Origin of the sequence: Pectobacterium atrosepticum, from assembly GCF_000740965.1 — a bacterium.
In the GTDB taxonomy this organism is placed as follows: Bacteria; Pseudomonadota; Gammaproteobacteria; order Enterobacterales; family Enterobacteriaceae; genus Pectobacterium; species Pectobacterium atrosepticum.
Genome location: NZ_CP009125.1, coordinates 2,097,403 through 2,121,106, shown reverse-complemented (window position 1 = coordinate 2,121,106; position 23,704 = coordinate 2,097,403). Strand labels below are relative to the sequence as shown.

16 protein-coding genes and 2 pseudogenes are annotated in these 23,704 nt (G+C 50.3%); 7 read left to right on the top strand and 11 right to left on the bottom strand.

The window, feature by feature from the left end; all coding sequences use genetic code 11:
* Positions 1-2: 2 nt before the first annotated feature.
* Together GZ59_RS09275 and GZ59_RS09270 are read right to left on the bottom strand one after the other, a co-directional pair.
* On the bottom strand, positions 3-1,112 hold the full coding sequence (locus GZ59_RS09275) for a DUF917 domain-containing protein (protein WP_039291325.1): 1,110 nt from the start codon (positions 1,110-1,112) through the stop codon (positions 3-5).
* A gap of 52 nt (positions 1,113-1,164) precedes the next feature.
* Positions 1,165-2,472: a cytosine permease gene (locus GZ59_RS09270; protein WP_039291323.1), complete on the bottom strand. Its 1,308-nt coding sequence runs from the start codon at positions 2,470-2,472 to the stop codon at positions 1,165-1,167.
* A gap of 273 nt (positions 2,473-2,745) precedes the next feature.
* On the opposite strand from GZ59_RS09270, the gene GZ59_RS09265 reads away from it, so the two are divergent.
* Positions 2,746-3,687, top strand: a complete 942-nt coding sequence (locus tag GZ59_RS09265) for a LysR family transcriptional regulator (RefSeq protein ID WP_039291321.1) — start codon at positions 2,746-2,748, stop codon at positions 3,685-3,687.
* On the opposite strand, the gene GZ59_RS09260 is transcribed toward GZ59_RS09265, so the two are convergent.
* The 7 genes and pseudogenes from GZ59_RS09260 to lrp form a co-directional block, all read right to left on the bottom strand.
* Positions 3,673-4,827, bottom strand: a complete 1,155-nt coding sequence (locus tag GZ59_RS09260) for an MFS transporter (protein ID WP_039291320.1) — start codon at positions 4,825-4,827, stop codon at positions 3,673-3,675. The genes GZ59_RS09265 and GZ59_RS09260 overlap by 15 nt on opposite strands.
* A gap of 314 nt (positions 4,828-5,141) precedes the next feature.
* The gene (gene serS, locus GZ59_RS09255) at positions 5,142-6,437 is read right to left on the bottom strand and encodes a serine--tRNA ligase (protein ID WP_011094188.1); all 1,296 of its coding nucleotides are present in this window, start codon (positions 6,435-6,437) and stop codon (positions 5,142-5,144) included.
* 103 nt (positions 6,438-6,540) lie between these two features.
* Positions 6,541-7,884, bottom strand: coding sequence for a replication-associated recombination protein A (locus GZ59_RS09250; RefSeq protein ID WP_039291319.1), 1,344 nt, complete (start codon positions 7,882-7,884; stop codon positions 6,541-6,543).
* Between the two features lie 7 nt (positions 7,885-7,891).
* Positions 7,892-8,503 carry an outer membrane lipoprotein periplasmic chaperone LolA gene (gene lolA / locus GZ59_RS09245; RefSeq protein ID WP_039291318.1) on the bottom strand — a complete coding sequence of 204 codons (612 nt, stop codon included), beginning with the start codon at positions 8,501-8,503 and terminating at the stop codon, positions 7,892-7,894.
* Between the two features lie 212 nt (positions 8,504-8,715).
* Positions 8,716-10,992, bottom strand: a pseudogene (locus GZ59_RS09240) (DNA translocase FtsK); the annotation flags it as partial.
* A gap of 621 nt (positions 10,993-11,613) precedes the next feature.
* Positions 11,614-12,039: pseudogene (locus GZ59_RS24125) on the bottom strand (DNA translocase FtsK 4TM domain-containing protein); the annotation flags it as partial.
* A 201-nt stretch (positions 12,040-12,240) separates the two neighbouring features.
* Positions 12,241-12,735, bottom strand: a complete 495-nt coding sequence (lrp, locus tag GZ59_RS09235) for a leucine-responsive transcriptional regulator Lrp (protein ID WP_011094192.1) — start codon at positions 12,733-12,735, stop codon at positions 12,241-12,243.
* 584 nt (positions 12,736-13,319) lie between these two features.
* Between lrp and trxB the strand changes: the two genes are divergently transcribed.
* From trxB to pdxR, 6 genes are all read left to right on the top strand, one after another.
* Positions 13,320-14,282 (top strand): thioredoxin-disulfide reductase, encoded by a 963-nt coding sequence (gene trxB / locus GZ59_RS09230; protein WP_039291314.1) that lies wholly within the window; start codon positions 13,320-13,322, stop codon positions 14,280-14,282.
* Positions 14,283-14,518: 236 nt separating this feature from the next.
* On the top strand, positions 14,519-16,285 hold the full coding sequence (cydD, locus tag GZ59_RS09225) for a heme ABC transporter permease/ATP-binding protein CydD (protein ID WP_039291313.1): 1,767 nt from the start codon (positions 14,519-14,521) through the stop codon (positions 16,283-16,285).
* Positions 16,285-18,024, top strand: a complete 1,740-nt coding sequence (gene cydC / locus GZ59_RS09220) for a heme ABC transporter ATP-binding protein/permease CydC (protein ID WP_039291312.1) — start codon at positions 16,285-16,287, stop codon at positions 18,022-18,024. The genes cydD and cydC overlap by 1 nt, the downstream gene beginning before the upstream one ends.
* A 33-nt stretch (positions 18,025-18,057) precedes the next feature.
* Positions 18,058-18,762 carry a leucyl/phenylalanyl-tRNA--protein transferase gene (gene aat / locus GZ59_RS09215; RefSeq protein ID WP_039291306.1) on the top strand — a complete coding sequence of 235 codons (705 nt, stop codon included), beginning with the start codon at positions 18,058-18,060 and terminating at the stop codon, positions 18,760-18,762.
* Between the two features lie 115 nt (positions 18,763-18,877).
* Positions 18,878-19,096, top strand: a complete 219-nt coding sequence (gene infA, locus GZ59_RS09210; protein WP_002211347.1) for a translation initiation factor IF-1 — start codon at positions 18,878-18,880, stop codon at positions 19,094-19,096.
* Between the two features lie 152 nt (positions 19,097-19,248).
* Entirely contained in the window at positions 19,249-20,703 is a 1,455-nt protein-coding gene (pdxR, locus tag GZ59_RS09205; RefSeq protein WP_181023434.1) for a MocR-like pyridoxine biosynthesis transcription factor PdxR, read from the top strand.
* Here the strand turns inward: pdxR and GZ59_RS09200 are convergent.
* Both GZ59_RS09200 and clpA read right to left on the bottom strand, forming a co-directional pair.
* Complete coding sequence (locus GZ59_RS09200; RefSeq protein ID WP_011094198.1) at positions 20,695-21,174, bottom strand: carboxymuconolactone decarboxylase family protein; 480 nt, start codon at positions 21,172-21,174, stop codon at positions 20,695-20,697. The genes pdxR and GZ59_RS09200 overlap by 9 nt on opposite strands.
* A gap of 242 nt (positions 21,175-21,416) precedes the next feature.
* Positions 21,417-23,690, bottom strand: coding sequence for an ATP-dependent Clp protease ATP-binding subunit ClpA (clpA, locus tag GZ59_RS09195; RefSeq protein ID WP_011094199.1), 2,274 nt, complete (start codon positions 23,688-23,690; stop codon positions 21,417-21,419).
* Between the last annotated feature and the right edge of the window lie 14 nt (positions 23,691-23,704).

The following is a 23,704-nucleotide window of genomic DNA, read 5'->3' as shown; positions in this document are numbered from 1 at the left end:
CCTCAGCGGTTTGCAAGCTGTTCTATTGGTACATACCGCACCGGATAGCCGAAATACTCCGGCCCCGCGACCTCAATCCCTTTTGGCGTTCGCCATTTGTCATTGCACGGATAGGCAATGATATCGACTCGCTGCCCATAACGTAAATGCTCCGTAATAATCGGACGTCCCGTTTCACTGTCTAATATCGAGATTAAATCAGGTACAACTGCCAGCAGATTATCCTGCGTAGGGTTTGTCGTCTGTGACGAGCGATAAGCCAGCAAGAGTTCATTCTGGAAAAGTACCGTAAACGATTCGCCTTTATCGTTGCCCATACCATCCAGCACCACTTTACCTCGAGCAAAACCACCGGTTGTGCGCCGATCAACATCGATAATCTTACCCGATGCAATGACGTGACCATTAAGCACAGTGAGTAGAGACTGCACAGGATCACTGCCCGACTGATGAGCCTCACGCAGCGTTTTTCCGATATTTTGCGCTAGGGTAAGCGTTCCTTTTATGGCGCTACGTTTGAGCTCGTGTCCACGGAGCGGATAATCACACATCGCACAGGCGGCACCCATCTGCTCTGTAATGGCTCTGGCTAACCGCTCAGACCACACACCATCAATAGGATTAAGGATAACCGAGTTACCTTTCTCATCAGCTAGCGTGTTCGGTGCCGAAGATAAGCCATCGAGAAAAAAGGTCACCATCTGCGCTTCGGGGAATGCACGCCCCATTGCATCACAATCGATAACCGGCAGCCCTTTTTTAGCCGCAACAACAAATGGGATCAGAGAGTTAATACCACCGACTTCGATTGAAAATGTTCCCGAAGCTGATTCCGCTAGCACTGTTTCCATCGTGTCAAATGCCAAAATAATCTGGCGCTGTGAAATAATTTTCTCCACAGAAACCGTCGGCGCACCCATAGTGCTACATGGAACAAAAAGTGAGTCATCTTCGATATCATCGAGATTCATCAGAACAATAGGCTGGGTATTACGTAATGCATTCTTGGCAATTAGCGAGCCAAGATAGGGGTCTCCCCCGCCCCCTGTGCCGAGAACCGACGCTCCCAGAGCAATATCATCTATTGTTTCAGAATCAATATAACGAGTCATTATTTGTCCAGACAGACGAAGAACCCCTATTTAAAAATAGGGGTTCAAGCAATTACATTCCCACTCGTGGGAATATCTTACGCAAAGCGACATATACCGCCATACTCACCATTATTCCATCTAAAGCAGAAATAGAGCTAATAGTAAGAACATTGAAAAAATCTGTCGATGTCAAGAGGCTAACCAAACTTCCGCATATCCACGCTGCAGCGGCCCCAATGTTCAGATTCTTCGGTTCTGATATATCGATCTTTGATGGTGATAAGTCAAAAAAGTAATATTCAGCCAGATATACACCAGCGATTGGTGAAACTATCACCCCCAATAATGAGAGAAATTGGGTAAAATTATTAATCATCCCGTTGTAGGCGAAAAATAATCCGATAAAAGCCATCAAAATCACTAGCGTAGGTCGTGACAATGCCCGGATAACCACAGAGAGCCCTAACGATGCGGAGATTAGATTTGAGCTATTTGTTGTCCATTGAGCAAAGATTAAAATCACAATGGCTGACATGCCCAGCCCAATACTAAAGAATATTTCGACAAGATCATCGCTACCGACCAGATGGGTCAGTAAAAGCGCAACTAAGATTGTCGCGCTATTACCGAAGCAAAAGCCTAATCCTGCCCCTAAGATGGCGTCTTTACGTGTTTTGGCGTAGCGCGCAATATCAGGGGACATAATACTAGCCGCAACTATCCAGATAGAGACAACATAAGAGATTGCGCTTCCCATACTAATGGGATTTTTAATAGTTATTGTTGGTGGTGTAGAGTGATCAACTGCGGCCAAATAAATCCCTGTTACTATCAGGATCAGCATTAAAGGAACGCTAAACATGCTGAGCCGTCCTAATGATCTGACTCCCCAAATAGCTGTTAATGCCATCAGTATCATGCCAAATAGTAAGATAGGAAAACGGCCGGGTTCAAAATGATAATGAAGTAATGCCTTTTGTAGCATGGCACCAAAGAAATCAAGCTGGAAAGCGAACCACCCCACTAAAGAAACCGCAGAGAATATGCCGATAAGTTTGCCGCCAAATTTGCCAAACACCGAGATACTTAACAACGTCGTCGATAGTCCACAGCCATAACCCACATTAGCGCATAATGCTGCAAGCACACCGAGCAAAGCAGAACCAATAAGCGTAGCACTGACGGCCTGAGAAAATGGTAACCCACCGCTCAAAAAAGTACCAAGGAACAAACCTGAAATATCAATTCCGATCGCCAACCATATTAACGTAATTACATACCAGCGTTTTCTGGCTTCGGCAGGGACAGGTTCGTATTCGTAATCATAGATTTGCCGCTCCTGTTGTTGTTTTTCAGGCACAGCATTCCCTTGAGACATAACTCCTCCATTGAATAAGCAGCAAATAATTATTGTATCGTTGTGATATTTTATAGAGGTTGTCTGGCGACGTATAGAACAATGGTGTTGTCAGCAAGCTAACAACACCATTGTGCTTATGAGAGACCCTGATGTGACGCATAAAACCACGCTTTTTCGTGGTAACCACATTACTATGCGGCTTAACAGTAAGATAAATGGGATTCATATCGATTAATACAGATATATTTTGATGTTAACATTCAGATATGTAATGTATGCGAAGGAAATGCTATGCGCTTAGATAAACTGGAGATTCGCTGGTTAAAGCTTTTTTGTAAAATCGTTGAAAAACAAGGAATTACCAACGCACAAACCGTAACTGGATTAAGTCAACCCGTCCTAAGCCACTACCTGTCTCGACTCGAGGATACACTTGGGCTTGTTTTGTGTGAACGTGGTCGCGGGGGTTTTGCCTTAACAACGGAAGGTGAAGTGGTCTATCAGGAAGCAAAATCTGTCATTTCCACGCTCGATGATTTCGCTAACAGACTAGCCCGTATCAAACATCAGCTTATAGGTAAAGTAAAACTAGGCTGCTTGGATAATATCGCCACACATCCCAACAACGTTGTATCACAAGCTATATCCCATCTTTATGACCAAAGCCCGGAAGTCAACGTCGAAATCGAAATTATGGAATACCTTCCGCTCATGGAACGGCTAAAAAACGGGCATCTCGATGTTGTTCTAAGCGCCCTACCCGATGACATCCCCGCAGACATTTTCTATCAGCCCGTCTTTGTTGAACATAGCTACTTTTATTCTCTAGCAGAAAATGCTGAGATGATCGAACGTGAATGGCTTGAGGGTGAATTAAATCCTCGCAGGCTGTTAATTGGTGGGCATGCCGTCAACGAGATATCTAAACAGCTAGGTTCTGTATCAAAGCAAGGTTACCACCAGACAGCTTGGCATCTAGAAGGAAGCTTGTTACTTCTGCTCGCGGGAACCCATATTGGTTTTCTTCCCGACCATTATGCAGCATCGTGGGTGGAAAAAGGGAAGCTTGCGGCAGTTGCTCCAGATCGTTTAAAGCTAACCAGCATATTTTATCTGGTACGAAATGCAAAACAACGCCTTAGCCCGGTAGCCGAGGCGCTGTGGAACAATATGGTAGACGCGGGACAAAGCTCGTTGGCCAGCCTTGATACCGCTAACTCAGGCAGCAGCTAATGGCGTTGGATGATGATCGGCTTTTCTGAGCAATATCATCAGGTAGATCATCGCTACCGCGGCAATTAGTACGAACAGTAATCGATCAGAATAATTCTGCATCAACACCGCAGCAACGCTTGGCCCGCAAAGACTGCCAAGCGTGTAGCTAAGGAGTAACGCCTGATTCATCGCCACCAACTCTTCAGGACGCACCTTCTCACATGCCCACGACATAGCGACCGGGTATAGCGTAAACCCTGCGCATCCCAATAAAAATAGCGACGGTGCCATGGCATAGTGACTAATGCTTAGCATGGCAACACAGCCAATAATCACCACAAAGACTAACACCCGAAGAACCAACAACCGACCATAGCGGTCAGCCATACGCCCAACAGGCCATTGCCCGACAATACCTGAGCTAATCAGCAGCGCCATCCAGTACCCAACCTGCGCATCATTCATTCCTTGATGGGAGAGGTACAGCGGCATCAGGCCATACAGCGATCCTAAAATTGCGCCGGAAATAATACAGCCGTGTATTCCTAGACGCGCACTGCGATACCTCAGCATTTTCCACATATTGACATGCTTTTCGTGCTGTTCGGGCGGAGTAGGAAGATGAGTACACAACAGAGGTAATACAGCCAAAGTAACTAACGCGACCATCCACGGCAGCACGCTCAATAATGATGTAGGCAACACGCCAAGCAATAGCTGTCCAATCACGCTACCGAGGTAATAGGCAATCATATAAGCAGCCAGCAGTTGTCCTCTCTGCGTCGACGTTCCACTACATAACAAGGCGCTTTCAACCACAACCCAGATCAATGCGCAACCTATCCCTGCCAAGAAGCGCCAGAATAACCAACTGCCGATATCCGCAGAAATACCGAGGCCAACGATCGCGATGCCAAATAATAAAGCCGCAAAATAATAGCTGCGGTTGAAACCATAAAGTTTGATTAATTTACCGGCTAATAGCGTTCCAACCAGATTGCCACCGAAATAGGAAGAACCAACGAGGCCAACCTGCCAGACAGGAAGAGACTGATAACTTAGCCAAAGTGGGACCAACGTATTTAATACTGCAATACAAACCGTCAGCAGCAGAAGTCCACAGAGCAATAACAGCACTGGGCGGGAATAAGCAGACATAGCGAGTGAATAACCAAACAACCGGAGAAGAGTGAGCGCATCATGCCATTGCGTATATAAAAGTCAATCCGAGCAAAAAGTGCTAAAACGCCTTTCTCAAATTGTGGATTGAAAGAATTAATCAATACTCGCTGAAGGGTCGTCACCCTTGAAAGCAGAAGGTTAGTATTTGATTGATTTTAAAACATTTTAATCTTAAAAGTTAAGTAGCACGGGCGGCATGATATAGATAAATTATTTTTACGATAAAAAAATATTACCGAACATGAGACGTAAAAAAAGCGCCCTTAGGCGCTTAATTCAAATAGCAGCGATTAGCCAATAAATTCCAGCCCGCCCATATAGGGGCGCAGTACTTCAGGAATTTCAATGCGGCCATCGGCCTGCTGATAGTTTTCCAGAACGGCCACCAGTGTCCGGCCAACCGCCAGACCAGAACCGTTCAACGTGTGAACCAGTCGAGTCTTCTTATCGGACTTGCTGCGACAGCGGGCCTGCATACGGCGCGCCTGGAAATCCCACATGTTTGAGCAGGAAGAAATTTCACGATACGTGTCCTGCGCTGGCAACCAAACTTCCAGATCGTAAGTTTTGGTGGAGCCAAAGCCCATGTCGCCAGTGCACAACAATACCTTACGATAAGGTAATTTAAGCAGTTGCAGCACCGTTTCGGCGTGGGTCGTCAACTCTTCCAGCGCCTGCATGGAATCCTCAGGACGGACGATTTGTACCAGTTCAACCTTGTCAAACTGGTGCATACGAATCAACCCACGCGTATCACGACCATACGAACCCGCTTCTGAACGGAAGCAAGGTGTGTGTGCGGTCATTTTCAACGGTAAAGATTCTTCATCCAGAATTTCGTCACGTACTAGATTGGTCAGCGGGACTTCAGCAGTCGGGATCAGCGCGTATTGGCTGCTTTCTGCTTCTTCGCTTAAGGGATTGGTGTGGAACAGGTCTTCACCAAACTTAGGCAACTGGCCCGTACCATATAACGTGGCGTGGTTTACCAGATAAGGCACATACGCTTCCTGATAACCGTGCTGTTGTGTATGCAAATCCAGCATGAACTGGGCAAGCGCACGGTGCAGACGAGCAATCTGTCCTTTCATCACGACAAAACGCGCACCGGTTAATTTCACCGCAGCGGCAAAATCCAGTCCGCCAGCCATCTCGCCGAGTTCAACATGATCGCGCACGGCGAAATCATACTTACGCGGCTCACCCCAGCGGGTAACTTCTTTGTTCTGTGATTCATCTTTCCCAAGCGGCACGGAGTCGTCCGGCAGGTTCGGGATCGTTAACGCCAGATCGCGAATCTCATTCTGCAACTGATCCAGCTCTGCTTTCGCAGTATCCAGCTTTTCGCCTAATGTATTAACTTCACGACGCAAAGGCTCGATATCCTCACCGCGTGCTTTCGCTGCACCAATCTCTTTCGATCGGGAGTTACGCTCTGCTTGCAGGCTTTCGGTTTCTACCTGCAATACTTTACGACGTTCTTCCTGCTTACGCAGGGTCTCAACATCCAGCTTAAAGCCTCTGCGAGCCAGTAACTTTTCGGCGACTGCGTCTAGCTCATTACGCAGTAAATTGGGATCGAGCATGCTAATCCTGTGCTTATGATTATCAAATGAAATGGTGGCGTACACGGCGCGCTACGCGGCCGGCTTCAGAAAATACCTTAATAACCTTACCGCAACGCTTAGTTCAACGGTAGCGTTTTGTCGGGCTATTTTGATCCTGAGTAGCAAGCCAGGCGAGCTTTTCACCAATTTTGCCCTCAAGGCCACGTGAGGTAGGCGCATAATAGTGCGTATCGGCCATTTCCGACGGAAAGTAACTCTCGCCAGCCGCATAGGCATTAGGTTCATTGTGCGCATACCGATATTCTGCTCCTAGTCCCATTTCTTTCATCAATCGGGTAGGTGCGTTGCGCAAATGTTCGGGAACATCATAATCCGGCTTCTCGCGCGCATCCTGCATCGCCGCTTTGAAAGCGCTATATACTGCATTACTTTTTGGCGCACAGGCCAGATAAACAATCGCCTGAGCGATAGCCCGCTCGCCTTCTGCGGGGCCAACGCGAGTGAAACAATCCCAGGCGGAAATAGCGACCTGCATCGCTCGTGGATCAGCGTTACCGACATCTTCCGAAGCAATTGCCAACAGCCGTCGAGCAACATATAACGGATCGCCACCGGCGGTGATGATTCGGGCGTACCAATAGAGTGCTGCATCCGGCGCTGAGCCTCTTACCGATTTATGCAACGCTGAAATTAGATCGTAATAGCGGTCGCCCTTGTTATCAAAGCGGGCACTACGTTCGCCAGCGATTTCATTGAGGAGTGCAGGCGTCAGGATACGCATGCCCTGCGCGTCAATTTCCGCCATATCCGCCATCATTTCCAAGCTATTCAACGCACGCCTGGCATCACCATTGACCAATTCGGCTAGCATCCGCCCAGTCTCGGCAGGCAAAACAATATTCTGCCCACCATAACCACGTTCACTGTCACTCATCGCTTGCAGCAACACCTGCTCGATATCTTCCGCCATCAGCGCTTTCAGCAAATAAACACGGGCTCGAGATAACAACGCGGAATTAAGCTCAAAAGAAGGGTTTTCCGTTGTCGCACCAATAAAGGTGATCGTTCCATCTTCGATATGCGGTAAAAACGCATCCTGCTGACTTTTGTTGAAACGATGGACTTCATCGACAAACAAAATGGTACGTCGCCCCGCATTACGATTTTGTCGGGCACGCTCGATCGCTTCACGAATTTCTTTGATGCCGGACGTCACAGCAGAAATGCGTTCAACATCGGCTTGGCCATAATGCCCAATCAGTTCTGCCAGCGTGGTTTTTCCCGTTCCTGGCGGCCCCCAAAGAATCATTGAGTGCAACTGCCCCGCCTCGATAGCTCGTGGCAGAGGCTTACCAGCACCAAGCAGGTGCTGTTGACCGATATATTGCGCCAATGTCGCTGGCCGCATACGCGCGGCCAGCGGTTGGAACTCGTTATGGGAAAAATCAAGTGACAGATTGCTCACTCTTACCTCACTGACGCTGATCGTCCAGCGTGACCCCTTTCGGCGGTGTGAAAGTGAATTGCGCAGCATCCACCGCGCCGTTTTGCTGGTTCTTCAGCACATAAGTGCTCCGCTGCCCATCCTGTTCCGTCGCGGTAAACTGCTTGATCGTGCCGTTTGTCGTCACATTAATCGCGAACTGCTTCAGATTGCCGCTCGCTGACTTCGGCGTAAGTTCAAAATCATCGCCTTTCTGACGCACATCGTATTTATTCCAATCGCTGGTATCGTTACGTGTAATCAGAATGAACGGCGTATTTCCTGTTGCATCTTTCAGCCAGGTTGCCGTGACTTGTTCAACAAACGGGTTGTAAAACCAAAGTGTTTTACCGTCAGAAATCAACGCGCTTTCATCAGGCGACGTGGTTTTCCAGTTAAATAAGTTAGGGCGTTTCAACCACAGTTCGCCTTCCCCTTCCTGCACCGCTGCACCATCGGTGCTAGTTACTTTCTGGCTGAAGTTCGCATGGAAACTGTTTACTTTATTGAGGCGACCCTGCAAATCTTTTGCCGCGTCCGCATAGACAGCGGTTGAGGTAACACCTGCAATCAGGCAACTGATAGCTAACCACTTTTTCATACGCATAATCCTTTGAATTTCTAAATATAACGCGCCTTCGTCTAGCGAGGTCAGACGCTTCACATAGCGCCCACGTATTCGTAGATCTATGTTATCTGAACCCACTTGAGCGGGGATAGGTGAATTATCCGCTTATTGCCGCTTTTACGCTTCTTTGCATAAGGGCTGCTCGCGCAGCCCTTAGAGGGAGTGGTTTCAATCAATACAGTGCTCTATTCCATTGATGGCGGAGCCAAGACCTCACGGTTACCATTGTGCCCAGGAGAACTAACAATGCCCTGCGCTTCCATTTGCTCAACGATTCGCGCAGCACGGTTATAGCCAATTCGGAACTGGCGCTGTACGCCGGAAATAGAGGCACGACGCTTATCGACCACAAATCCTACAGCTTGATCGAACAAAGGATCGAGTTCTTCATCGCCATCAAGACCGAGGCTTCCACCTTCAGCATCATCACCGCCGCTGACAATATTATCGATATATTGAGGGCGGCCGCGCGCTTTCCAGTCTTGAACGACAGCATGAACTTCCTCATCGCGCACGAAAGCGCCATGAACGCGGATAGGTATTGAGGAGTTAGGTGCCATATACAGCATATCCCCCATTCCCAGGAGCGATTCCGCGCCACTTTGATCAAGGATAGTTCGTGAGTCGATCTTGCTGGAAACAGTAAACGCAATACGCGTCGGAATGTTCGCTTTGATCAGTCCGGTGATTACGTCGACCGAAGGACGCTGGGTCGCCAGTACCAGGTGAATCCCCGCAGCACGCGCTTTTTGCGCCAGTCGGGCAATCAATTCTTCAACCTTCTTACCCACAGCCATCATCAGGTCAGCAAATTCATCAACCATAACGACAATGTACGGCAGTTTTTCCAGCACTGGCGGAGTCATATCCATACTGTCGCCCGGCTTCCAAAACGGATCGGGAATCGGACGACCCATCGCATTTGCTGTCATCACGCGTTCGTTGTATCCCGCCAGATTACGCACGCCAAGCGCTGACATCAGTTTATAGCGACGCTCCATTTCACCGACACACCAGCGCAGCGCATTTGCGGCATCCTTCATGTCAGTCACGACCTCCGTCAACAAATGCGGAATGCCTTCGTACACGGAGAGTTCCAGCATTTTTGGGTCGATCATGATAAAGCGTACGTCTTCAGGCGTGGCTTTATACAACATACTGATGATCATGGCGTTGACGCCGACCGACTTACCGGAGCCCGTCGTACCAGCAACCAACAGGTGTGGCATTTTCGCCAAATCAGCAACGACAGGTTCGCCTGCAATATCTTTCCCCAACACGATTGCCAGCGGTGAAGGGTTATGTCGGAATGCATCGCAGTCCAGCACTTCTCGCAGATAAACCGTCTGACGGTGTGCATTCGGCAATTCCAGTCCAACGTACGGCCTACCGGGAATAACCTCAACAATACGCACGGCAACAACTGACAGTGAACGCGCCAAATCGCGCGACAAATTCGAGATACGCGCTGCTTTAACACCCGGAGCCAGATCCAATTCAAACCGTGTGATTACCGGTCCAGGAGAGTGATCGACCACATCCGCTTTTACCCGAAAATCAGCCAGACGCGCTTCAATCAATCGCGCCGTTTGCTCTAGAGCAAAATTATCAACAGGCGCTTCGCTTGTCGGCGGCGAGGTCAACAAATCCAAAGTTGGCAGCGGCGTAGTCGGCTTCTGCAACGGTTGTTCATTACGCATCAGGAACGGATGAATCAGGCCATCCATTGCCGGATGATGCGCTGGCGCTGTTGCATTTTCCTGTCGCGTAACGTCAACAGGCGCTGACGTCGATTGCACTGGCTGATCAAACATCAACGGATTGCGCTCGTCGCTCTCGTCCTCATCAGCATGCATCGGCGGAAGATCTGGCTCAGTGTTATAGGTTGGCTGCGAATACGTGGGTTCGCTCGACGTACGTGGCTCAGGCTCGCGCTCACTCTCCGCGCTAAACGGTGAGAATGAAAAAGCGTTATGCGGCACCACAGGGTTTGACTGAATAGGCTCACTGGTCACAGGCGGTGTTATCGGAGCACGAATGTGTTCATCGTGCTCCGACGAACTGGCGTCATAGCGTGACTGCTGTTGTGCATCGAAATCTCTGGCTAGCTGTGCTTGCAGAAGCGCGTCTTCATCATCTTCCTGTAACGGGTACTCATCACCGTAACGCTGGCGCTGCTGGTCCAGATACGCTTGCTGCAATGCAGCTTCTTGCTCGGCGACATCATCCAGCGTCTCTTCCTGATACACGTCGTTCGTCAATTCCATTTCTGCACTACCGCTCTGCGCCTGTAGCCTTGCTTGCTCTTCGGCCAGACGCTGTGACGGTAACTTGATTCCGTATGACGCCAGTTCACGGCGCGTAGGAATACGCACGGGATTAGGACGCGGCAATTCAGGCCCTACGCCGCGTTTAATCTGCAGATTATCATCGGCATCAGCACTGAACGCGGGCATAAAGGTGTTGTTCACATTGAAATCTGTCTCACGTGCTGGTTGTGGCGGTTCAGCAAACGGTTGGACTATCGGTGACGTTACTATCGGCGGTACAGCACTATTCTCGTAAGTATTCCCGTAAGGCATAGACGCACTGCTATGGATCTCAGGCGAGGTCATAATCTCCGGCATCGCGATAGGCGCATCAGGGACTTCAAACGAATACAACGGCGGGTTCAGCGACGGTGTCGAATCAATCGCTGATGGGGTAACGGGCAGCACAACCTCAGATAATACCGAATTCACTACCGGCGCTTCTGCTAACGAGATCGGTTGTGTAGTAACTGGCGCATTTTCGGTTAAAGAGGATGCTTCTTCTATCTTGTCATCCATCGCAGTGTCGTTTACGACACCAGCAACGGAAGGCGTAGAAAACAGGACATCATCGTCATCACGCTGTTGTGTTATGGCTTCGCCTGATACTTCATCATGCTGCACGTTAAGCGCATCACGCTCATCGTCTTCACGGTAGTCCTCATCGCGGCGCGAACGGTTTGACATAAATGTCAGACAGGCCAACACACCCGCGCCGATTTTTTCGGCAATGGTTAACCATGACCAGCCGGTAAACAGCGTTAACCCTGCGCCCCAAACGCACAGCAGAATGAGCGTCGCACCCATGCTGTTGAAACGTGGGATCATTGAGCTGCTCAACAGGCTTCCCAAGACACCACCGGAAGCGAAATAATAGAGATCGTCAATGTTCAACGCAGCCAAACCACAAGAGGTCAGGATCAGCGCCAATGTCCCTATCAGGCGAAGTGAAAAGGTAAAATATTCAATAGACTGGTGGTTATCACGCTGGCGGAAAGCAGCCCAGCACAGGGATAACATAATCGGCGGAATGGCATAGGCCAGAACGCCAAAAATAAAGAACAGCGTATCCGCCAACCAGGCACCCGCCACACCACCAAAATTATGGATAGGCTCATGCCACGCAGTCTGTGACCAACTGGGATCCGAGGGGCTGAAACTGAGTAGTGCGACACTGAGATAAACCGCAAAAAGTGCCACTACGATTAAAATCGCTTCAAGCAAACGACGTGTTCCGTTGAGTTTTTTCAGGGTAACGTCTTTATCTTCTGTATATTCCTGGCTCAAGAGTCTCTCCAGGGGCCTGTAAGGTTTATGACAAAGCGCCGAGAAAACCCGGCGCTGGGACTGTATAAATTCACAGGAGTGTAGCTGAATTTATCGGGTTTTGCACCCACACGTTTATCGAGTCTTAATGACCAGACGATTACTTTGCTTCACTTCTTCCATCACCACGTATGTACGGGTGTCGTTAACGCCCGGCAGACGCAGCAGCGTTTCGCCCAGGAGCTTACGGTAAGCGGACATGTCCGGCACACGCGTTTTCAACAGGTAGTCAAAATCACCGGAAACCAGATGGCATTCCTGAATTTCTTCTAGCTTCTGCACCGCAGTGTTAAACTGTTCAAACACATCAGGCGCACCGCGGTTTAGCGTTATTTCAACAAAAACTAGCAGTGACGCATCCAGATAATGCGGGTTTAGCAGCGCTGTGTAGCCATTAATGAAACCCTGTCTTTCCAGACGACGTACACGCTCCAGACAAGGCGTTGGTGATAGCCCAACCCGTTTGGAAAGCTCGACATTGGAAATACGCCCATCTTTTTGCAATTCGTTCAGGATGTTACGATCAATACGATCGAGATCTTTTCCTGGCCGTTTTTTAGTGTCTACCATTATTATTGTCTCTCTTCACTTTCCCTGCACACGCTTTACCCCGATAGACCTCATGTATCAGAGTTACCCTTAAAGAAGACACGCTGCCTATTTTGTATATCAACAGTATTCACTTCTCGTTCTCGCCCTACGCATTACTCACCCGCGAAGAAGACCATCACGTCATATCCATGGCCCAAAAGACCTACCTGCGCAGAAACGAATAAAAAGCCGAGCTTTTAACTGTCCACATACAAAAAATTTCCTCTTACCCAGATGTTTTCGCAAATGCACAGCCGATTGTCAAAGCAAAACAACGAAAATCAGAAGAAACTGCCAGATTGGATAAGCCAGAGCCATTCACCAAGGTGGCTTCAATCATTTTACTTATGAATGTGGCTGATTTTTCAGCGATTTGTCATCACCATCGTCATTAACGATTAAACAAATAGCCAGCAACTTTTCTGCATACTTTTTTTACTCCTGTAATTTCCTTACAATCGTTCTCATTGTCCGTGGTAGATATGTTCATAGTAATAAATTGTTCATAGTAAGGAAGTCTATTGCCGTATGAGCATTATCCGCCGTCATGAAATGAGGAAAGCATGGGTACCGTTAAACATCACAAGTTATTGATTCTGGGTTCAGGCCCAGCGGGTTACACTGCCGCAGTTTATGCTGCACGGGCGAATTTACAGCCAGTATTGATCACTGGTATGGAAAAAGGCGGTCAGTTGACGACCACGACCGAAGTAGAGAACTGGCCGGGCGACGCCGATGATTTAACTGGCCCGCTGTTAATGGAGCGTATGCACGCACACGCAACCAAATTCAATACCGAAGTGATCTTCGATCATATTGAGCGCGTTGATTTGCAGAACCGTCCATTCCGTTTATTCGGTGATAGCGCCGAGTACACCTGTGACGCGCTGATCATCGCTACAGGCGCATCAGCTCGTTATCTTGGCCTGCCATCTGAAGACGCGTTTAAAGGCAAAGGGGTTTCCGCCTGCGCAACCTGTGACGGATTCTTCTACCGTAATCAGAAAGTCGCCGTTGTTGGTGGCGGGAATACCGCAGTAGAAGAAGCGTTGTATTTGTCTAACATCGCTGCGGAAGTGCATTTGATCCACCGTCGTGAGACGTTCCGTTCAGAGAAAATCCTGATCGACCGTCTGATGGAAAAAGTTAAAAACGGCAACATCATCCTGCATACCAACCGTACGCTGGACGACGTGCTGGGTGATGACATGGGCGTAACCGGTGTGCGCATCCGCGATACACAAAGCGATACTGCAGAAGAACTGGAACTGGCTGGCGTATTTATTGCTATCGGCCACAGCCCGAATACGGCCGTGTTCGGCGGTCAACTGGCGTTGGAAAACGGTTATATCAAAGTGCAATCCGGCATTCACGGCAATGCGACACAAACCAGCATTCCTGGTGTCTTTGCCGCAGGCGACGTAATGGACCACATCTACCGTCAGGCGATTACTTCCGCGGGTACAGGCTGTATGGCTGCACTGGATGCTGAGCGCTACCTGGACGGACTGACCGTCAATAAGTAGTACGATACTGAAACGGAGCGGCAACTGCCGTTCCGTTTTCTTCCTTCCGATTTGCCTTCCGCAACACAAAAATTGATCGCCTACCCTATTTCCCCTCTCCTTTTCATTTGCAGCGCGTCCCGCTCGCGGTAACATGGCGGCATTCTGCATGATAGAAGATAATTTTGTTAACTCATGGTTACATAAGAGTTATTTTCTGTTAAGTCCATTTCTGCAACATAACGAACTGGTGCCTGATGAAAAAAACCAGACAGCAAGAACTGACCGCCTGGCTGAAACAGCAAAGTAAGCTGGCGCAACGTTGGCTACGGCTTTCACGGCTGCTTGGATTCCTGAGCGGCGCGTTAATCGTGGCACAAGCCTGGCTGTTAGCCACCTTGCTTCATGCCTTGATCATCGATCATGTCCCACGTGAATCCCTGCTCTCCCCCTTTCTTCTGCTAATCGCCACATTTATTCTGCGCGCACTCAATAGTTTGTTACGCGAGCGTGTTGGTTTTCTTTGCGGACAAGCGGTTCGGCAGCACATTCGTAAACTGGTATTGGATCGATTGCAACAGCTTGGCCCAGCCTGGGTACAGGGTAGACCCGCTGGCAGTTGGGCAACGATGATTCTTGAGCAGGTTGATGATATGCAGGATTATTACGCCCGCTATCTGCCGCAAATGTATCTTGCCGCTCTGATCCCGCTACTTATCTTGATCACGATCTTTCCGCTCAACTGGGCAGCGGGTCTGATTTTACTTCTGACAGCACCACTCATCCCTTTGTTTATGGCGCTGGTCGGTATGGGCGCAGCGGATGCCAACCGGCAAAACTTTCTGGCGTTAGCTCGCCTGAGCGGACACTTCCTTGACCGCCTACGCGGGATGGAGACGCTACGTTTGTTTCATCGCGGTCAGGCTGAAACCGAACAAATCCGCCATGCTTCCGAAGATTTCCGTAGCCGCACCATGGAAGTGCTGCGCATGGCGTTTCTCTCCTCGGGCGTCCTTGAATTTTTTGCCTCCATTTCGATCGCGGTTGTCGCTGTCTATTTCGGTTTTTCTTATCTCGGTGAGCTGAATTTTGGCCATTATGGAATGGGCGTGACGCTCTTCGCCGGTTTTCTCGTGCTGATTCTGGCACCTGAATTCTTTCAGCCTTTACGCGACTTGGGCACTTTCTATCATGCCAAGGCACAGGCTATTGGCGCAGCAGAATCGCTGGTGACTTTTTTGGCAGAGGAAGGTGAGACAGTCGGCGGAGGCGCACACGAATTCAGCAGCAATACCGCGATTGCCATTAAAGCGGAAGACCTGGTTGTCCTCGCACCGAATGGCACACCATTGACTCAACCGTTGACGTTCGATATTCGTGCAGGCGAACGTATCGCGCTGGTCGGTATCAGCGGAGCAGGGAAAAGCTCTCTGCTTAATGCGCTACTGGGGTTCCTGCCTTATCGCGGTTCATTAACAGTGAATGGTCAGGCATTGAACGTGCTTACGCCTGAATCATGGCGAAAGCAGTTGAGTTGGGTTGGACAAAACCCCCATTTGCCGGAACAGACGCTGCGCAGCAATATTCTGCTAGGCAATCCGCAGGCCAGTATCGTGGCGTTGCAGCAGGCGATTGAGCGCGCTTATGTGCAAGAATTTTTACCACAGCTTCCACAGGGGTTGGAAACCACGATCGGTGACGGTGCCGCGCGTTTATCCGTTGGGCAAGCACAGCGAGTCGCCGTTGCCCGTGCACTCATTCATCCTTGTAATTTACTGCTGCTGGACGAACCATCAGCCAGCCTGGATGCCCATAGCGAGGAGCTCGTTATGACGGCGCTGAACGAGGCTGCACGTTCCCAGACTACGCTGCTAATCACACATCAGCTCACCGATATCACCGAGTATGATGCAATTTGGGTGATGGAAAGCGGTCGGTTAGTTCAACAGGGGGATTATCAAACACTCCAAGCCGAAATAGGCCCCTTCGCGGCGCTGCTGGCACAACGACAGGAGGCGCTGTAATGTCTCAGATGAAAACGATGCGGGTATTAAAACCGTTTCTGGCACTTTACCGTCAGCACTTCTGGTATTTGAGTCTGGGCGTGGTGCTGGCGATTGCTACTATGCTGGCCAGCATCGGTCTACTCGCCCTATCCGGCTGGTTTCTAGCGGGCTCCGCACTGGCAGGGATCGTCGGGCTACTTACTTTTAACTACATGCTGCCCGCCGCTGGCGTGCGGGGCGCTGCCATCGCGCGTACGGCTGGACGCTATGGTGAAAGAGTCGTCAGCCACGATGCCACATTCCGCGTTTTACTGCGTCTACGCGTTTTCACATTCTCCCGCATTCTGCCGCTCTCCCCCGGAGGACTAGCACAATTTCGTCAGGCCGAACTACTAAACCGGCTCGTGGCTGACGTTGATACACTCGATCATCTTTATCTTCGTGTTATTTCACCCATCATCAGCGCCTTCGCCGTCATTCTTATCGTTTGTTACGGTCTGAGCTTCATTGATGGTTCGCTGGCTCTGACGCTTGGTGCCATCATGCTGACGTTACTGCTGTGCCTGCCCGTTCTCTTTTATCAGGCAGGGAACGGCATCGGGCAGGACTTGACCGCGCTGCGCGCACAGTACCGCCTTCAGCTTACAACCTGGCTGCAAGGTCAGGCGGAGCTGACCGTCTTCGGTGCGCTCGATCGCGTCCGTCAGCAGTTGGCTCTGGTGGAAATTAACTGGCTGCGTCGCCAGCGTCAGCAGGCCAATCTTACCGGTCTGTCTCAGGCTGTGATGATTTTATGCAGTGGGCTTACCGTTACCCTGATTCTGTGGCTGGCTGCCGATGGCGTTGGCGGTAACCCACAGCCCGGAGCATTGATCGCCCTCTTCGTGTTCGCTTCGCTTGCCGCCTTCGAGGCGCTGGCTCCCGTTACAGTGGCCTTCCAACACATGGGGCAAGTTATTGCGTCCGCTGCTCGGGTCGATCAAATCATTCGCCAGCCCGTTGACGTCACGTTCCCAATGCATGGCCCACAAACCTCGCGCACGGCCTCACTTGAACTCTCACATGTCGGCTTCACTTATCCCGGTCAGCCACAGCCCGTGCTGCAAAATATCTCCCTTTCCATTCAGCCGGGAGAGCATCTGGCGCTGTTGGGACGTACTGGGTGCGGAAAATCCACGCTATTACAACTGCTGACTCGGGCATGGAATTGTGAATACGGGGATATTACGCTGAACGGGCACGCCCTTACCGATTGGCGGGAAGAAGATCTCCGCGCCATGATGAGTGTGGTGCCGCAGCGCGTACATATTTTCAGCGCAACGCTGCGCGATAATCTGCTGCTGGCGGCCCCAACTGCACCGGACGAAAAACTGGCTGAGGTATTACAGCAGGTCGGGTTAGAAAAACTGCTGGAAAATGAGGGACTGAACGCCTGGCTGGGAGAAGGTGGTCGCCAGCTATCCGGTGGCGAACAGCGTCGTATCGCTTTAGCTCGTGCCTTATTACACGATGCGCCGTTAGTTTTGTTGGATGAACCCACTGAAGGGTTGGATGCAGAAACCGAAAAACGTATCCTGCAACTGCTCCGCCAACACTGTGCTGATAAGACTTTGATCGTCATCACTCATCGGCTATATGGTTTAGAATCGATGGATCGCATCTGCATTCTCGATGACGGCAAGGTGATCGAACAGGGCAGCCATCAGGCTTTGATGGCACAACAAGGGCGCTATTGGCAATTTCGCCAACACGTTTAAGGCAATTTCAATGAAGCACAACGTTTGAACAACATGCGTCTATATCAGTTATCGTCTCAATCGCTTCAGTTTCCTGACCCGAATCATGCACTAGATAACCCCAACGGCCTGCTGGCCGTTGGCGGCGATCTCTCCGTTGCCAGGCTGAAGGCAGCTTACCGGCAAGGCATTTTCCCCTGGTTCTCTCCCGGTGAACCTATCTTATGGTGGTCTCCGAATCCGCGTGCGGTTCTGCTTCCCGGCGAACTCCATCTTAGCCGCAGCATGAAAAAATTCCTGAAGCGCCATACTTTTCATGCCACGCTGAATCAGGCGTTTGATGATGTTATTCACGCCTGCGCGCAGGAACACCATGACGGCACCTGGATTACGCCGGACATAATTTCAGCTTATCGCCAGCTTCATCAGGTTGGGAAAGCACATTCCGTCGAAGTGTGGCACAATGGCGCACTGGTTGGTGGGTTATATGGTATTGAACAAGGGCGATTATTTTGCGGTGAGTCAATGTTCAGCCGTATGGATAATGCCTCAAAATATGCGCTGCTGGCGTTTCAACAGCATTTTATTCGCCACGGCGGTCATTTGATTGATTGTCAGGTGTTAAATTCCCATACAGCGTCGCTTGGCGTGAGTGAAATTCCACGCGATCGCTTTCTGCAACAGCTTTCCCAGTGGCAGGATATCGCTGTCGAGGAGGGTTGTTGGCTACCACAGCAGCTCGCAGAACCGGCATTCTGATAGCAGAAACCGAGTAAATAACGCCCCAAACGTGAACGCTTCTTTACATAATGTCGGTTTTTCGGCATTATCTTGCGGTTAAAAAATAAAGATAGTATTAGACCTAGAGGATTCGATGGCCAAAGAAGACAATATTGAAATGCAAGGCACCGTGCTTGATACGCTGCCCAACACCATGTTCCGCGTTGAATTGGAAAACGGGCACGTGGTTACCGCTCATATCTCCGGTAAAATGCGTAAAAACTATATCCGCATCCTGACGGGTGACAAAGTCACTGTAGAGTTAACCCCGTACGACCTGAGTAAAGGCCGCATTGTCTTCCGCAGCCGTTAAGCGGTTCGCTCATCGCTGATAACAGCGGTATATGAGGATGTGACTCCCTCTCCAGCCCTTTCCTTCATGGCAAGGGCTTTGTTTTTTAGAGCTAATAGTTTTTAGAGCCAACAGTTTTTTTGGACAATAATCTGCTTGTCATGGATTCCACTATGAAGCCTGGCTCTCACTTATTTTCACCTCTTTCCTTTCAGGAGAGTACGCCGCTCTATCGTCAGCTTTATGAGCGGGTGCGCCGGGCTATCAGCGTAGGCCTATTGTTTCCGGGCGACCGTCTACCTTCTGCTCGCATGCTTGCTAAAGAACTCGGTGTTGCACGCGGAACGATAGAACAAGCCTACTCATTACTTATTGCCGAGGGCTATCTACAGGCTCACGGACAAGCAGGGACGCGTGTAAATCCTGATTTACCCTCAGCATCCCTTCCCGTTGCAGAGACACCAGTATCTCCCTCAGCTCCAGACGATGAACAACAGATACTATGGCGTCCATCGCAATTATTGCCCTTTCAAATGGGCGTTCCCGCTTTTGACGCCTTTCCGCGCAAACTGTGGGCTCGACTGGGTGCACGCTACCTTCGCAGCATGCAATTACCGGATTTGGATTACCCTGCGCCTTATGGTTTACCAGCACTAAGAAACGCCATCGCCTCTTATCTGCAAGTGTCACGCGGCATTGACTGTACAGCAAATCAGGTATTCATCACCTCGGGTTGGCGCGCCAATTTGCAACTCGCGACGTTGGCTCTGCTGAAATCGGGGCAACGCGTATGGGTCGAAGATCCCGGTTATCCCCCCACTCGCCAGTTGCTATCACAATCTGGATTATGTCCGATCGCAGTATCCGTTGATCGTGAAGGAATTAACGTCGAACGCGGCATCGCGCAGGCGAATGATGCCAGTATGGCCGTTGTCACTCCCGCGCATCAAAGCCCCTTGTCCATGTCGTTGTCGCTTCCTCGCCGGCAAGCATTATTACAGTGGGCAACGGCGCAAAATGCCTGGATAATGGAAGATGATTACGATGGAGAATATCGTTATATCAGTCGCCCACTTCCGGCCCTCGCGAGCCTGGATCGTCATGGACGGGTTTTATATGCGGGGACCTTTAGCAAGGTATTATTTCCGGGGATTCGATTGGCCTATTTGGTTGTGCCCCAATCGCAGGTTGCAGCCTTTGAGCACATAAATCGAATTTTCTTCGCGTCAGCATCGCCAACAATGACGCAGTCTATCGTTGCCAGCTTCATTACTGAGGGGCATTTTGCCCGGCACATTCAGCGCACGCGACGCCTTTATGCAGAACGTCGCACGGCCACCATCACTGTGCTGCAAGGTATTTTGGGAAACCGCATACGCATCGACTCCCAGCCCGGCGGCATGCATTTAGTTTTACGCCTACCGGATAAATTTAGCGATCGGCAACTCGCCGACCGCTTGCTGGCTCAGGGAATTGCCGTTCAGCCGCTATCGCGTTGGGCAGTATCAGGGAGTGGCGATAATGCTTTACTCGTCAGCTTCACTAACTGCACCACCGTGATGGAGTCGGAACGGCTTGCCGCATTAATTCTTGCTGAATGTGAACAGCACGGAAACTCGTTAGCTTAAGTTCGCTTTTTCCAACCCGTACAGCTTATCTGCGGAACCAGGAACGACCTGAAACGCAACCCCCAGCCGGTTCCAGCCATTAATCGCGATAATCATGAACGATAAGTCAGCCAAATCCTCTTCTGACAGTTGCTCACGCACGCGTGAAAATACCGCATCCGGCACACCATGTGGAGGAAGATGCGTCAATACCTCAGTCCACTCAAGTGCGGCACGCTCACGCGGGGAGAAAAGCGGTGATTCACGCCAGACAGCCACATGGTGCAAGCGTAGCTCCCGCTCCCCATTAATCTTGGCTTCTTTAACATGCATATCGACGCAAAATGCACAGCCATTAAGCTGGGAAGCACGCAGCGTAACCAGATGGCCTATCTCAGCCAGAAACGGTTTCTTGTGTAGAATGTTATTGAACTCCAGATACTTTTTGGCAGCATCGGGAGACTTACTGTAATAATCAAGACGTTGGCTCATAGTTAACTCCAAAACTAGACAGGGTTGAGGTGAAGAGAGACAGCCACATGCCCGTTAATGTGCACAGGGTAATGCCTCAGTTCAGTAACCATGATTGTGTGAAATCTTGGCCTATCCGCCAAGCTCCAAGAATCGTATTTTCAACTGGGCCATAATGCGCAATAGAACACCAAAAGCGATAGGTGCAGCAATAAAAAAGGGATGCATCAGCATCCCTCCTCTTAGATAACACACGGTATCGATTAATTAACGCTTTCCGCTTTACGCTTCTGCGCACTCTGGAAGCCGTACGTCAGCTGTTGCGTCTCTTTATCCAGTTCTACCGTCACAGAACCCCCATCCACCAGCGAACCAAACAGCAGCTCGTTGGCCAGCGGTTTCTTCAGGCTTTCCTGCATCACGCGCGCCATCGGTCGGGCACCCATCGCTTTGTCGTAGCCTTTCTCTGCCAGCCAGTCACGCGCTTCATCGCTCACTTCCAGCGACACGCCTTTCGCGTCCAGTTGCGCCTGGAGTTCAACGATAAATTTATCGACAACCTGCTGGATGACGTCGGTCGATAGATGGTTGAACCAGATAATGCCGTCCAGACGGTTACGGAACTCCGGTGTAAACACCTTCTTAATCTCTTCCATCGCATCCGTACTGTTGTCCTGATGGATGATACCGATGGATTTACGCTGTGTTTCCCGCACGCCCGCATTGGTGGTCATGACGACAATGACATTACGGAAATCGGCTTTACGACCATTGTTATCCGTCAGCGTGCCATTATCCATCACCTGTAACAACAGGTTAAAGACGTCAGGGTGCGCTTTTTCGATTTCATCCAGCAGCAGCACCGCATGAGGATGCTTGATCACCGCATCCGTCAGCAGGCCCCCTTGATCGTAGCCAACATAGCCTGGAGGCGCACCAATCAAGCGACTGACAGTATGACGCTCCATATATTCTGACATATCAAAGCGCAGCAATTCGATATCCAGCGCTTTTGCCAGTTGTAACGTCACTTCTGTCTTACCGACACCAGTAGGGCCTGCGAACAGGAAGGACCCTACCGGCTTACGCTCCTGACCCAATCCTGCACGGCTCATCTTGATAGATTCAGACAACGCTTCGATAGCCTTGTCTTGCCCAAACACCAGCATTTTCAGGCGATCGCTGAGGTTTTTCAGCACATCGCGATCGCTAGCGGAGACGGTTTTTTCTGGAATACGGGCGATACGGGCGACAACCGATTCGATGTCACTCACGTTGACCGTTTTCTTGCGTTTGCTGACCGGCATCAAACGGCTGCGTGCACCCGCTTCATCGATCACATCGATGGCTTTATCCGGCAAATGACGGTCATTGATATATTTCACCGCCAGCTCTACCGCAGCGCGAACTGCTTTCGATGTATAGCGGACATCATGGTGAGCCTCATACTTCGGCTTCAGACCATTAATGATTTGTATGGTTTCTTCTACGCTAGGTTCAGTGATATCGATTTTTTGGAAACGACGCGCCAGCGCCCGATCCTTTTCAAAGATATTGCTGAACTCTTGATAGGTGGTGGAACCGATCACGCGGATCCTGCCGCTGGAAAGCAGCGGTTTAATCAGGTTAGCAGCATCAACCTGACCACCGGACGCGGCACCCGCACCGATAATCGTGTGGATTTCATCAATGAACAGAATGCTGTTTTTATCCTGCTCCAACTGCTTCAACAGCGCCTTGAATCGTTTTTCAAAATCACCACGATATTTGGTGCCTGCCAACAACGCACCGATGTCCAGCGAGTACAGGGTGCACTCAGCCATCACTTCCGGTACATCGCCCTGCACAATACGCCAGGCAAGCCCTTCGGCAATGGCAGTTTTACCCACGCCGGATTCGCCGACTAGTAGCGGGTTATTTTTACGGCGACGGCACAATACCTGAACCGTGCGCTCCAGTTCTTTCTCCCGGCCAATGAGCGGATCGATACCGCCAACGCGAGCCAGTTGATTCAGATTGGTGGTGAAGTTTTCCATACGATCTTCCCCTCCTGCCTGTTCTTCATTGACGGGACTTTCAGCGTTAGGTGCCTGATCGGTTTCTTCTTTACGCGTGCCGTGGGAAATGAAGTTCACGACATCCAGACGACTGACGTCATGCTTACGCAGGAGGTAGGCGGCCTGAGATTCCTGTTCGCTAAAAATGGCGACCAGAACGTTGGCGCCGGATACTTCACTGCGGCCGGAGGACTGCACGTGGAAGACGGCGCGTTGTAGTACGCGCTGGAAGCTGAGCGTCGGTTGCGTTTCGCGCTCATCGTCACTCTGCGGCAATGTTGGAGTGGTCTGTTCAATGAAGGCTTCCAGTTCCTGACGCAGCGCGGCTAAATCTACCGTGCAGGCTTCCAGTGCTTCACGGGCGGCCGGATTACTGAGCAGAGCCAACAACAGGTGCTCCACGGTCATAAACTCGTGTCGGTGCTCACGCGCTCTGGCGAAAGCCATGTTGAGACTGAGTTCCAGTTCTTGATTGAGCATAGGCACCTCTCCCA

Excerpts from the sequence above, each read along its gene's own strand:
- GZ59_RS09260 (WP_039291320.1), bottom strand. The coding sequence starts at position 4,827 with ATGTCTGCTTATTCCCGCCCAGTGCTGTTATTGCTCTGTGGACTTCTG.
- cydD (WP_039291313.1), top strand. The coding sequence starts at position 14,519 with ATGAAAAAAACCAGACAGCAAGAACTGACCGCCTGGCTGAAACAGCAA.
- lolA (WP_039291318.1), bottom strand. The coding sequence starts at position 8,503 with ATGAAAAAGTGGTTAGCTATCAGTTGCCTGATTGCAGGTGTTACCTCA.
- serS (WP_011094188.1), bottom strand. The coding sequence starts at position 6,437 with ATGCTCGATCCCAATTTACTGCGTAATGAGCTAGACGCAGTCGCCGAA.
- pdxR (WP_181023434.1), top strand. The coding sequence starts at position 19,249 with ATGAAGCCTGGCTCTCACTTATTTTCACCTCTTTCCTTTCAGGAGAGT.
- GZ59_RS09265 (WP_039291321.1), top strand. The coding sequence starts at position 2,746 with ATGCGCTTAGATAAACTGGAGATTCGCTGGTTAAAGCTTTTTTGTAAA.
- cydC (WP_039291312.1), top strand. The coding sequence starts at position 16,285 with ATGTCTCAGATGAAAACGATGCGGGTATTAAAACCGTTTCTGGCACTT.
- lrp (WP_011094192.1), bottom strand. The coding sequence starts at position 12,735 with ATGGTAGACACTAAAAAACGGCCAGGAAAAGATCTCGATCGTATTGAT.
- aat (WP_039291306.1), top strand. The coding sequence starts at position 18,058 with ATGCGTCTATATCAGTTATCGTCTCAATCGCTTCAGTTTCCTGACCCG.
- GZ59_RS09275 (WP_039291325.1), bottom strand. The coding sequence starts at position 1,112 with ATGACTCGTTATATTGATTCTGAAACAATAGATGATATTGCTCTGGGA.
- infA (WP_002211347.1), top strand. The coding sequence starts at position 18,878 with ATGGCCAAAGAAGACAATATTGAAATGCAAGGCACCGTGCTTGATACG.
- clpA (WP_011094199.1), bottom strand. The coding sequence starts at position 23,690 with ATGCTCAATCAAGAACTGGAACTCAGTCTCAACATGGCTTTCGCCAGA.
- GZ59_RS09200 (WP_011094198.1), bottom strand. The coding sequence starts at position 21,174 with ATGAGCCAACGTCTTGATTATTACAGTAAGTCTCCCGATGCTGCCAAA.
- trxB (WP_039291314.1), top strand. The coding sequence starts at position 13,320 with ATGGGTACCGTTAAACATCACAAGTTATTGATTCTGGGTTCAGGCCCA.
- GZ59_RS09270 (WP_039291323.1), bottom strand. The coding sequence starts at position 2,472 with ATGTCTCAAGGGAATGCTGTGCCTGAAAAACAACAACAGGAGCGGCAA.